The following is a 12,774-nucleotide window of genomic DNA, read 5'->3' on the forward strand; positions in this document are numbered from 1 at the left end:
GTAGTCGAATCCAAATGGCAATACTAAGGTTTGTGTTAAACTGAAAATCAATATATATTGTCTTGTAAATAAGAATTGTACGAGGCTGTTGGTTTTAAGAAAGGAAATAAAATTAGTGATGAAAAAAATGACTGAAGAACTAATTGAAATATCTAATGTTAATTCACAGGGTAAGCTTGATATAATCTATCATGATGGACTAGAGTTAGTATGGGAAAATTCTCCGTTATTAGTAAGTTGGGCTGGAGAAGGTGAATATTCTTGGAATTATTCCTTGATTAAGTCTATTAGTAATTCACTAATGAAAGACTTTAAAGAATTTGAAAAATCTATATCTAAAAAAAGCCTTTTAGATTCGAAAAAGGATATTGAAATTTTACTGTCATATTTTGTAGATGGTGAATATATAGTTGAAAAACACATTGCTTCAGAGAGTGTAGCTGGAAGATATACTCGTTTTTCAGACTATTCAATAGAGCTGCCTAAATTTCGGGTAAATAAATGTGATGAATTAAAAATAATTGATGAATTTAAACAGTATTTCATCAAACAAAGCAAGAATAACAATTATTTACAAACATTTTTAAACAATACAACAGATGTTTTTCCAACATTACAAGACACTATTATTGGCTTAAACCTTAATTCTGAAATTGATGAGGTAAATGTGAAACAATATGAAGACGATATAAAAAATTCTAATTATCCATACTGTTTAATTTTTTCATGTTTTGCAGAAAATGAAGACTCAATTAATTGTTATTGTATCGGAACAATAGAGGTAATTATGGCCTATAAGAATTTAGGAATCAAACCTAGATATGTTGAAATAAAAAAAATAGATAGTACATCATCAGGTCTTAATGATCAAGTAATTTCAAAACTAAATGAATCATTATTTAATTGGCAATTGAATTCGATATTCAACGAATATTTTAATACTCCAAACGAAATTAAGCGGATATTAGAATTGAAAGAACATCCATTTAAACAGTTTATTAGACAAGGGAAAGTAAATGAATATTGGCCAAATGGTAATTTAAAATCAACTGGTAACTATATCGATAATAAGCCTTACGGAATTATAACAAAATACTTTTTTAACGGTCAAGTTGAGTCTACTTACTTTTATGACAATGAAGGGACAAGAATTAGACCTGTAAAATTGTTTTTTGAAACAGGAGAGTTAAGGTCTGAATTCATTTACAAAGAGGGAGATGAGTACGGAATAGATAAATTATATAGGAAAGACGGTTCGATTCAAAGAATTATATATTACCTAGAAGGTATTTGTTATATCATGTTGAATGGAAAGTATTATATAAGAGATGGAAAATCTGAAATTCATTTTCATGATAATGGACAAGAGGAGCATGTGTACTATTTCAAAGATGGGCATAAAATTGATTGGCAAAAGTTTGATAGAAATGGAAAATTAATAGACGAAATGAATAAATCTTCATAACACTAGTAGTAATAAAAACTGCTTTTAATTTTGGTATAATTAAAAAGGAATATATAAAGCCTATGAATATCCAATTTGTTTTAAAAAAAACTGTTTATGGAATTAGCTTTACTTTTTAAAATTATAAGCCATTGCTGATGCATGTATTACCTATTTGCTTGCTTAATCCCTTAAGTATTTATTTTGTGAAGTCCCATAAACTGAGTTAGTGTACCAAAAACAGACTCTACTGTACTTTAACGTTTACCTTTGATATTGACTTTTGCATAAATAAAACAAGGAACTAATTAAATAACAACTCTAATCAAAGTCTATTTTTTTTGTTAATTTGTACAACAGATGCATCATATATAATTAATTGCTATGTGTGAGTTTTTTGAAAGCAATAAGAACTAATTATACACAAGCCATTACCAAAAATAAAACCCAAATACAGTGAAATTAAAAGAAGGTCAAATAAAAATCTTAGAACTTAAATTAAAAAGATATAAAATTACCTTTTATTATAAGAAAGACACTGAAGAAATTATAATTGGGAAATCTACGAATCTAAATCAAAAGCTTATCATTGGAATAATTTTTGTTTCTTTGGCTATAATTAGCTTATTATCTATAATTTTCCTAAGAATTCCTTATGGAAGAATAATTAATTATATTTTATCAGGAGGATTAGGTGTTTTTGGACTTAAAAAGATAAATGAACACTATAGTTTAAAAGAAAATAGTAAGGAAAAAATTATGTCTGATAAAGGAATTAGTATTGATAATGTTTTTTATCCGAAAGAAGAATTATTAGAAATAGGATCAAAAATGGAGTTCGATGAAGAAATGGGGCATTTTGGTTATTTATACATACAAACTTACAGAAGAAAAGAAAAAATAATTACAATATTTAATCAAGATTATAAATTTCTTAGAGATGATCTTACATACTTTAAGAAATTTTTCATTGAATACTTAGGGAAATAATTTTTTGGTAAAAACGGTAGCTATTGAATAACTCTTTTTTTGTAAAAACTAATTTTTTCAATTAAATATAGTGAGATAAAAAATAAAGTAATAATTGAAATAACGATAAGGAATCGAGAACTAGGTCATTATAATAATCAATATGGAGACATTCCTGAATTATGGGCAAAAAGTAAACCTAACGAAATAGGATTAAAAAACTAGCTACAACACGATTTGTACAATATGTTTAATGAATTTTTTTACTACAGTTTCAAGTTGTTTTGTGAATAATACTGTTTTAATTTTTTTTCTAAATATAATTGAAAAGAATACTAATAATGATTTTACACTTTTAAAATAATACAAAAAAAAGCGTAAAATGAAAAAGCATTTACTTTCTTTAATCCATAACTTTTATATTTGTTGTATAAGGTGCTAAATATAATTGTGTTTGGTACTATGTTGTAAGTAATTCAAGAAAAATGAAAAAGAATTTAAAATTAATAATTACTATAATTTTTTTATCTGTAAGCTGTAAAAGTTTTAAAATAGACAATAAAAAATCAAATCGATTGATTATTGGTAAATGGAATTTTGTCAGAGCAACCGATAGTTCTGGTACCGAATATACTTATATAAGAGGAGATCATGAATATAAAGTAGTTACTTCAAATATAGAATTTAAACCAGATAAGACTTATATAAAAGACTATGGAAAAAATAATATTACGACCTGTAATTGGCAAATAGTAAATGACTCAATTTTTCAGTTTGGTGGATTATTAGATTCTCTATCTTACGATAAACAATTTGAAGATTCAACCCAAGTAATAAGAAAAATTAACACAAATAAATTAGTCTTAGAAATGAGACCTAATTTTTATTTTCATTATGAGAAGGAAGTTATAAAACGAAACTCTAATATGATGTATTAAACACAGCTAATAGATGCTTAACCGAAAGGTTTGTGTATATTTAGAAAGTCCGCCAAATCTTTTGATTTGGCTTTTAAAAAAGAAAAAAGATAAAAACAAAATATAAAAAATTCGGCTCTGTGTTTATCCGAAAAGTCAGTGTCTTTTAGTACACAACATTTCATAAACAAGTCGTTAGCTATAATTTAATGAAACTACAACTTAAGAAATACGGTGAATTAGATTTTACACGATTCATCGATTATGATGTAACTTTTAAAAAAGAAAAAGAAACTAATACTTGGTCGGCAGTCAAAATAATAGATGATACAGAGATTGATTTTCATTTTGACGAACTAATGTTTAAGAATTGTAAAACAAATGAAATAAAAATAGACTGGGATACAATAAAATCACATCTAGATTTAGTAGATGATAATATTAATATTATCAAAACTAAATCTTTGGAGATTTTAAATCCTTTATATTTATCTGTATTTAATAAAACAATTGATAGTGTTGACGGGATGTTTGTTCTTGATGAATTAGAAATTGTCGGTTTAACCTCTGTTGTAAGTCAAAAATTTGACGAAATAATAGGTTCAGGAATTAAATTCAAACTTGGGTTTTATTTGGAATGTAAAACTAATGAAATGGTTTTGCTTGACCCTTATTTTAAGTATTACACATATTTTACTTCTAATTTAGACTTAAGTGGGGCATTTAGAGGTTAAAAATTGCTATAGCACAGCTCTAATTGAAAAAAAATAAAGTATTTAATAAAATGAAATTGAGAATAATCTTATCTATTTTAATCATAGTTTCTTGCGCTTCACAAAAAGAATATCCGATAACTTATGGTAATGTCTGTTCGGAAATAACGATATATCCAGATAAAACGTTTTATTACAGAACAGCATGTACTGGATTAGGCGGCGAATTTTTAAGAAAAGGGACTTGGAAACAAGGTGTTGCAGATACTTTGTTTTTGAATACATATGAACAACCAAAAATTGTAAAAACTACATATAAAGGAAAAGTAAATCCGAAATTAAAAGGAAAAATAAAAATACAAGTTTATGATAAGGATGGTGCTTTAGGATATGTAAATATCCAAATAAATGATAAAAAACTTGGAGTTGGAGCTAATGATGAAGGGATTGGGCTTTTTGATTCAGAAATTTTAAAAAATGTGACATATAGTTTTTTAGACCAAGAAGAGACAATTAAAATTGATAACCCTAATTATAATGAAATTACAATATTAATACGTGATTTAGATTTTGAGTTAGTTCAGAATTATTTCACAAATATGCCTATTGTACTTACTAAAAATAAAATAGTTTTTTATCCTAACAATATTGAAAAGCGACATGAAAAAAAACGAATAAAACATAAAAGAAAATAAAACCAACTTTTAATTTCGATAGTAATATTTCTCAATATGAATCGTCGTGTTTTTAACATAAAGACGAATAGCATTGAGATTAAAGCACAATACTTTTTTAGGGATAACAAATGAGAAGTTTTATTTAAAAAAAAGACTACACATTATTATGTTTAGTTAAATGGAGGCGAATACTAATTATTAAATTTGTTTTACTTAGTCAAAAGAGGAGGTAACTAATTATGGATTTTTTTAATGTGTCAATTATCTATTTTTTAAATAGAAAAATAAAGTGTTATACTCAAAAAATGTATCAAAATTAGAAGTAAATCGTTTTGTGTATATGAACAAAATATTTCAACTTATTTATTTTTCTGCGCTATTGTTTTTTTCTATTACGGTAGTTGCACAAAATAATGATAAAAAAATTTCAGGTCAACTACTAGATAAAGAAACTAAAAAGCCAATAGTTTTTGCTTCTATTTATCTAAAAGGAGAAACAATAGGAACAACTTCTAACGAAGAAGGGTATTTTACTTTTCATTTTCCTTCTTTAAATAATTCTAATGTTGTAATAATATCTAGCATAGGTTATGAGTCAGTTGAGCTAAATACTGATGATTTTATTCCTAATCAACAATTATATCTTAACTCTAAGATTGATAAATTGGACGAAGTTGTAATTACTAGTACTAAAAAGAAGAAAATTACAGCTAAACAAATTGTAAAAAAAGCATATAAACAAATAACACGAAATTATCCAGAAAAACCTTATATAACAGAAGGTTTTATAAGAGATTTACAAAATGAGGATGGTAAATATGTAGAGTATCTAGAATGTGCAGTCAAATTTTATAATGAGGCTTGTAATGTGTCTAAAGAGCCTCAGGTAGAGTTGGTTGAAGTGAAAAGTAATCAGATTGCAAATAAACATCCATGGAATACAAAATGGGAGAGAAAGAATTCGATTATTGATTTAGTAGAAGATGATTTTATTCGATTTGATTATGGTCCTATTAAAGGTAGGGGAGGTTGGAAATATAAACTTGAAGATATATTACTTTACAATAACAAATATGTTTATAAAATAATAGCTATAGATGAACCTTTTCAAAAAGCAACATTGTTTATTGATACTGAATCTTTTGCTTTTGTTAAAATAGAGCTTACAAGAACAAAAAATAAAGGAAAGTTATGGAAAAGAAGATTGTCTAATGGTCAGCAAATAGTTGATTATAGTATAATAATTGAATACCAGGAGTTTAAAGGGAAAATGTATTTAAAGTACAAAAAAGAGGAAGATACTTGGGAGATTTATGATATGCAAGATCCTAAAAAGCTTTTATTTACTAAGAATCCTAAAAAAGAACTTTTTGTAAATAAAATTGTAATAAAAGATGTAGAAAATTATCCTTTTGAAGAAAATATGAAGATTAATAGAAGTATAGAAAATCAAGCAAAAACTTACAATGCTGAGTTTTGGTTAAATTACAATGCACCAAAAAAAACAAAAGCTATAAGTAAAATAGAGTTGTACTTAAAAAACTAATAACAGATGATAAATTAAAGCGGTTAAGCAATCTAGTCTTATTGTAAAATGTAGGAGATGATTTTTTAAATCAATAAAAACAAAATAGAGTTTTCATTTTAAATCTTAATTACTTTTATAAGTAATATTTCTTAATATCAATCGTCGTGTTTTTAACACAAAGACCAATAGCATTGAGATTAAAGTACAATACTTTTTTAGGAACAACCAATGAAAAGTTTCATTTAGAAAGTTGTTCAATATCCATAGTTAATTATAGCAAACCAGTTTCAGAAGAGTGGCATTCTCATGAAGACGTTCATTTATCTTTAATTCTTCAAGGAGGAAATTTAGAATCTCGAAAAAAAGAGGATACACAAGTATTTCCTGGAAAAATTATAGCTTATAATGAAGGAGAAGTACATAGAAATAGATTCACAGCTTTTCCTTCTAAAAACCTTAATTTAGAGTTGAAAAATGATTTTTTTTCTAAAAACGATCTAAGCTTTAGTAATTTAAATTTATCAGGAACAAGAAATGTGGAAGCTTACTTTGAGTTACTTAAAATTCATAATGAACTGCATATGAATGATAGCTACACACTAGATTCGGTTACGCTTTCTTTAAAATCACTATTCTCAAATAATCATATATCATCATACAAACCTAATTGGTTAAAATTATTAAAAGAAATAATAGAAGATCGTTGGAATGAGTTTATCTCTTTAGATGAATTGGGGCTTATTTTAAATGTACATCCGGTTACAATTTCTAAGTATTTTAAAAAGTACTATAAAGGTTCATTAGGGGATTATATGAGGAAAATAAAAGTTCAAAAAGCATTAGATTACTTGTTTAATACAAACATGTCAATTACTGAAATAGCGTATGCATGTGGGTTTTCAGATCATAGCCATATGATAAGAGTATTTAAAAGATATATTGGCTATAATCCTAAAAGCATTAGAAAGTTTTAGTTTACTGACTAATTTCGTTCTATTTTAAAAAAAGGAGTACTCTTAACTTGCCATTAAATTTATAACACATCATTTACAGTATGCGAAAAATAATATTTAATTCAAAAGATAGGGTTCGACCAATATGGCGCTTATTTCTTTTTTTAATACTTACATTTTTAATAAATATTCCGTTACAATTAATACTTCAACAACTTTTAGATCAGAGTTTGTTAAGAGGATACATCTCTGCGTCAATGTATCTGATATCAGTGGTGTTTAGTTTGTTTATAGATATTAAATTTTTAGATAAATCGTCATTTAAAAAGTATGGCTTAAAAATTAATAAAATATGGTTGCAAGAGTTTTTGATGGGAGCCATAATTCCAGTTGTTCAGCTATCGATATTCTTCTTTGTATTGTACAGTACAGATAATTTAAAAGTTATAGATTTTTTTACAACAAACTCCGCTAATTATTCTTTTGACTATTCATTTTGGGCAGGGTTCTTTTCTGAAATATTTGGCTTAATAATAGGAAGTACGGTAGAAGAAATATTCTTTAGAGCTTTTATATTTTACATTGCTTATGAAGCATTTCAAGTTGTTAAAAAAGATGCTGTTAAAAGAGCAATTTTGATAGTTGTTATAATAGCACCTTTATTTGGAATTGCTCATATGGGAAACGAAGGAGCAACAACAATTTCTACAACAAATTTAGGAATTGATGCTATAGTAATGTGCTTACCTTTTTTAATAACGGGTCGACTAGGAATGTCTATAGGAATGCATTTTTCGTGGAATCTTGTAGAGGGAGCAATTTTAGGATTTGCAGTTAGTGGTAATGTTGCTAAGTCGTCAATAATTAGTGTTGAAATGCCAAATAATTTACTAACAGGCGGTGTTTTTGGACCAGAAGGAAGTATCATATTCATATTATTAGATGTGGTTGCTATTGCCTTAATTTTATATTGGAAGAGAATTAAAAACTACAATAGTTTGGTGAATCCGTATATCATAGAAAATGATATCAAGTAGGTTTCAAAATTCATTTTTACGATAAAAACGAAATACTCTATAATAGTATAGTACTACTTTTTACTGCAACTACAGATACTAGCCAACGTATTTAAACTTTAAAGCTGCATTAAATACTATTTTTGAAACGCGAGCTATATTATTTAAAAATAGCTAAAAGAAAAAAGTATCACCCGTAGTTAACATAGCGTTGCTACACAAAAACAAAAATTATGATTCATGTAAAAAGAATTCAAAAAATCAATCCACAAGACATTACCGCACCTAAAAAACATTACTTACATGCTGTAGGAAGTGGTGTGACTGATTTAGAGCGTTTAGCCTATTTAATTTCTAATCAAAGTACAGTAAGAGAAGCTGATTGTTATGCCGTAGTATTATCGTTAGTGCACAATATTTTAGATGAATTGGCACAAGGTAAAATTATAAAATTAGATACGTTAGGAACCTTTCAAATAGGAGTAAACTCATCTGGAGTGCCTACTGAAGATGAAGTTAGCATTCGATTAGTTAATAAATCGCATATCAATTTTAGACCCGATAAACGTTTAAAACAATTGTTAAAAAACGTTGAATATAAATTGGTGTAATTGGTATAACAACTTTTTAAAACGTATAACCTCAAAAATACATTGGTATTTTTGAGGTTTTTTTGTGCTTTTTTGTCAAAAAAGCTGCTGCTGCAATTTTTTTTTGCAGCTTTGCTCTTGTGTAACCGAAGCTTTGCGTCTAATCAACTGCAAAGCTGCAACCAACCAAACGCAACTTTGCTCTTGTATAACCGCAACTTTGCAAAAAATAAATGCTAAGCTGCTTTTTTTAGGGCTATTTTTAGCTGTTTTTTACTGCTACTACTGCAGTTTTTTGTACTTATTTCTTAACATTTTTCATTCTTTTACTGCAGTCTGTTCATGATGCTACTGTGTTAAAATGTTGTGTTTATTTTCTTTGTTCTATATTAAAATAATACAGTAAAGTGATGTTATTGTATGAAAATTTAATATTAAAAACATTGTGCTGCTATTATTATTTTATAAATTTAATGCTCTAAAAAAGATTAAGAAATAAGCGATTAAACCTCCTATTCCTTTTTATTTTTTCAAAACAAAATATAAATAATATAAAGGGAATAAACACAATTGTGTTTATTCCTATGTTGTCATTCATTAAAAACAGAACTCAAAATCAACAATGGATTTTTACAGAAAAACTACTTTAGGACTTTTTGATAGTTCTCAAAAATCATTTATAATTCCAGTTTATCAAAGAGCATACTCGTGGGAAAAGGAACAATGGAACACTTTTTTAAAAGATTTACTCGAACAAATTGAAGGGCAAAACAATTATTTTTTTGGAAATATTCTTTTAGAAACTTTAAAGAAAGATACGAAATACGAAATCATTGATGGACAACAGAGAATTACAACATTAACAGTATTTATTCGTGCATTATTGAACGTCTTGTTGAATCGGAAAAATGAAGATTTATTAAAAGAATTTGATTTTCAAACAAAAGAAAGCATATTTTTGAAGAATGGTGGCAATATTAAACTTCGACCTGTAGAATATGATAGAGCCTGTTATGATGCCGTAATAATAGACAATAAGGATAATTTTGAATCAAATACACTTTCACAAGACAGAATAAAAAAATCAAAAAAATTCTTTGAAAATGAACTTGATAAATTGTCAACAGAAAAAGTATTACGTGTTTTAGAAAAAATTGAAACTACAGATTTAACGATAATTGAACTTGAAGGCAAAAAAGATTCGGCCTTAATGTTTGAACTTGAAAATAATAGGGGAAAAGATTTGACAAATATGGAAAAAATCAAGTCCTATTTTATGTATCAAATGTACGTTTATAGTGACCCTGAAGAAGTAGAGTCAAATATTGAAAATGTGTCAAATATTTTCAAACTCATTTATTTAATGATAAATGATTTGAAAAAACTCAATGAAGATAGCGTTTTAATCTACCATAATAATGCGTATATCAAGGGATATAATTATAGAACATTAGAAGACTTAAAGGAAGTATTTAAGAAATCTAACAACAAAATAGAATGGATAAAAGGTTATATAACTGAACTTCACACTTCTTTTTCAAATATGAAAAAATTTGAAAATTCAAAGGATTATTACTCTCTCAAATTAGAGGAATTAAATGCACCTGCATATGTTTATCCTTTTATAATCAAAGGTTATAAGTTTTTTGGAGATGATGATAGAAAACTGAACACACTATTTAATCTACTTGAAGTTTTGACTTTTAGAGCCAAACTAATTAATAGTAGAGCGAATATCCAAGAAAGATTAAACTCTATATTACTTAGCTTCAAAGGGAATTTAACGAGTTTAATTCTAAATGTAAAAAACAAACTTAATGAAACTTGGTATTGGGGTGATAGTAATGTTAAAAGTTATTTGAATGGTGCTATGTATGGAAACAAGGTTTTGAATTACTTACTATGGCAATATGAAAATTCAATACAAAACAAAGGTTACAGCATAAAAAAATTCTCATTAGAAAATGAACAAGTAGAACATATTTCACCACAAACTCCAACAAATGGAGAACCTTTAGAAACTGGATATGAAGTTGACGAGAACAATGAATATTCGGAAGATTTTAAAACGAATATAGTTAACAGTTTAGGTAATTTAATGCTTATCTCAGGTTCACATAATGCTTCAATTGGTAACAAACCTTTTTCTGATAAAGTTAGGTCATACAATCAAAATCCTCTTTTAAATCAACAAGCTGAAATTAAAGACTATGCAATCAATGAAAACGAGCATTTTGTTTGGAAGTCAAAATCAATATTAAAGAGGCATAAATGTATTCTCGAATTTGCAACAAACTTATGGAGTTTTGAGAATATCAATTTAGAGCATTTAAAAGATGAAACTGAAAATTTGAAACTTAACCATATTTCAAATACAGAAAATAAAACTGTCGAAGAAAATAATTTAAAGTCGAAAAGTAGCAATAAATTAGTTATCAAATTGAATCCTCAACTAGAATCTGAATTTAAAGAACTTTTACTTAAAAGAAAACAAGCATATATTACAATATACTATGAGAATGGAACATTAGAACAACGAACTTGGAAAGCAAATAGTTTTAAAGAAAGTTCAGGAGTAATGGGGAATTTAAGGTCAAGACCCGAGTTCAGAAATGGAAAATGGCAGGAGAATGGAATTGAAAAAGTGTATGTTTCGATAGAAAAAAATGAATAAAAAAATAACGAAATGGCAACAAAGTATGTAAAGAATAGGCGATTTAGTAGTAGGGTTAAAGGTTTTTACTCACATCAAAATCTGTGCTTAAATGAAAATTTTGTGCTTCTAAATCGCCTACTTTTCATACATATACCGTTACACCCAATCTGAAAATGAGTCTCAATCAAAAAATAAATTCAAACCTTAAAAGTTTGTTTCTTGAAAACTTCAAGGAAATTCAATATGCATCACTTTTACAATGGCTCGATTTACTTGAAGTAGAAAATCCAGACATATACAGTATTAATGATGAAAAGATGGTTAAACTTTACGACCAATCTGTAATTGAGAATTTTAAATTAGTAAAAGGAAATAAAAAACTATTGGAATGCTATGAAAAAGCTATTGCATTTGATATTAACGAAACCGAAATTATTAATGGGTTTTCAGGGGACTTAATATCATCATTCGAAAAAATCAAAAAAGGAATTAGAAAAATTGAAGATTCTAAAATTCAAATAATCCTTCTTACTTATAGTTTTGAACCACATGCATGGATAAGTGGATTCGGAGAAGGCAATTACCCAATTTTAGAAAAACCAAAACACTTTGATTTTAACTACAAAAATGATTTCTTTGAAATGATGGGACATGTCGACTACTCAAAAATTTGGAGTAACCTAATAGAGCTTGAAGAGTGTTTAGAGGAAGCCGAGATATTTGATGATATCTTTGATACTGATTTTTTTCAAAGTTTAAGGAATTCGTACATATATAAAACCTATTTACTGCTGAATAAAGCATTCGAACAGAATAAAACGAAATTATTTAATGGACTTGATTTTAAAAAGCCACTATCTATTTATGGACACGAGCACGACTGCGAAAAGATAAACGTTTTCTGTTATGAATAAAAAACTGGCTACAACAATATTTTAGTATGACCTTTTAAAAGCATTAAAATAATACAGTAAAGTGATGTTATTGTATGAAAATTTAATATTAAAAGCATTGTACAACTATTATTATTTTATAAATTTAATGTTCTAAAAAAAGATTAAGAAATAAGCGATTAAACCTCCTATTCCTTTTTATTTTTTCAAAGCAATATATAAATATATGTAATATTAATCTAGATAGAATTGTGTTTAGTCTAGGTTAGATTTAGGTGGAAAAAACTGAACCGTATGGTTAAGTTTTTTTTAGCTGCGTGCTTCTGCCAAAAAAGGATTTTGCCTTTACACATCAGCGCATCCAGTTAAATTAACAATAACAAAAAGATTATTCCAAATAAGTTAATATATTTGTGTT

At 26.9% G+C, this 12,774-nt stretch carries 11 protein-coding genes and 1 pseudogene; 11 read left to right on the top strand and 1 reads right to left on the bottom strand.

Annotation, left to right across the window (positions count from 1 at the left end; all coding sequences use genetic code 11):
- The first annotated feature begins 127 nt into the window (after positions 1-127).
- Complete coding sequence (locus EYW44_RS04245) at positions 128-1,465, top strand: toxin-antitoxin system YwqK family antitoxin (protein WP_132722430.1); 1,338 nt, start codon at positions 128-130, stop codon at positions 1,463-1,465.
- A 111-nt stretch (positions 1,466-1,576) separates the two neighbouring features.
- Here the strand turns inward: EYW44_RS04245 and EYW44_RS22915 are convergent.
- Positions 1,577-1,701 (bottom strand): annotated as a pseudogene (locus tag EYW44_RS22915) (transposase); the annotation flags it as partial.
- A 199-nt stretch (positions 1,702-1,900) separates the two neighbouring features.
- On the opposite strand from EYW44_RS22915, the gene EYW44_RS04250 reads away from it, so the two are divergent.
- From EYW44_RS04250 to EYW44_RS04295, 10 genes are all read left to right on the top strand, one after another.
- Entirely contained in the window at positions 1,901-2,434 is a 534-nt protein-coding gene (locus EYW44_RS04250; RefSeq protein ID WP_132722431.1) for a hypothetical protein, read from the top strand.
- Between the two features lie 464 nt (positions 2,435-2,898).
- Complete coding sequence (locus EYW44_RS04255; protein ID WP_132722432.1) at positions 2,899-3,351, top strand: hypothetical protein; 453 nt, start codon at positions 2,899-2,901, stop codon at positions 3,349-3,351.
- Between the two features lie 188 nt (positions 3,352-3,539).
- Positions 3,540-4,064 (top strand): hypothetical protein, encoded by a 525-nt coding sequence (locus tag EYW44_RS04260; RefSeq protein WP_132722433.1) that lies wholly within the window; start codon positions 3,540-3,542, stop codon positions 4,062-4,064.
- A 50-nt stretch (positions 4,065-4,114) separates the two neighbouring features.
- A complete protein-coding gene (locus EYW44_RS04265) occupies positions 4,115-4,738 on the top strand; it encodes a hypothetical protein (protein ID WP_132722434.1) in 624 nt (207 codons plus the stop codon).
- A gap of 322 nt (positions 4,739-5,060) precedes the next feature.
- Complete coding sequence (locus EYW44_RS04270; protein ID WP_132722435.1) at positions 5,061-6,266, top strand: carboxypeptidase-like regulatory domain-containing protein; 1,206 nt, start codon at positions 5,061-5,063, stop codon at positions 6,264-6,266.
- 146 nt (positions 6,267-6,412) lie between these two features.
- Entirely contained in the window at positions 6,413-7,222 is an 810-nt protein-coding gene (locus tag EYW44_RS04275) for a helix-turn-helix transcriptional regulator (RefSeq protein ID WP_132722436.1), read from the top strand.
- Positions 7,223-7,302: 80 nt separating this feature from the next.
- Positions 7,303-8,238 (top strand): CPBP family intramembrane glutamic endopeptidase, encoded by a 936-nt coding sequence (locus EYW44_RS04280; protein ID WP_132722437.1) that lies wholly within the window; start codon positions 7,303-7,305, stop codon positions 8,236-8,238.
- A 212-nt stretch (positions 8,239-8,450) separates the two neighbouring features.
- Positions 8,451-8,828: an HU family DNA-binding protein gene (locus EYW44_RS04285; protein ID WP_132722438.1), complete on the top strand. Its 378-nt coding sequence runs from the start codon at positions 8,451-8,453 to the stop codon at positions 8,826-8,828.
- 601 nt (positions 8,829-9,429) lie between these two features.
- On the top strand, positions 9,430-11,481 hold the full coding sequence (locus tag EYW44_RS04290) for a DUF262 domain-containing protein (RefSeq protein ID WP_132722439.1): 2,052 nt from the start codon (positions 9,430-9,432) through the stop codon (positions 11,479-11,481).
- 155 nt (positions 11,482-11,636) lie between these two features.
- The gene (locus EYW44_RS04295; RefSeq protein ID WP_132722440.1) at positions 11,637-12,377 is read left to right on the top strand and encodes a hypothetical protein; all 741 of its coding nucleotides are present in this window, start codon (positions 11,637-11,639) and stop codon (positions 12,375-12,377) included.
- The last annotated feature ends 397 nt before the right edge of the window (positions 12,378-12,774 follow it).

It is taken from the genome of Tenacibaculum sp. M341 (assembly GCF_004337695.1).
Lineage (GTDB): Bacteria > Bacteroidota > Bacteroidia > Flavobacteriales > Flavobacteriaceae > Polaribacter.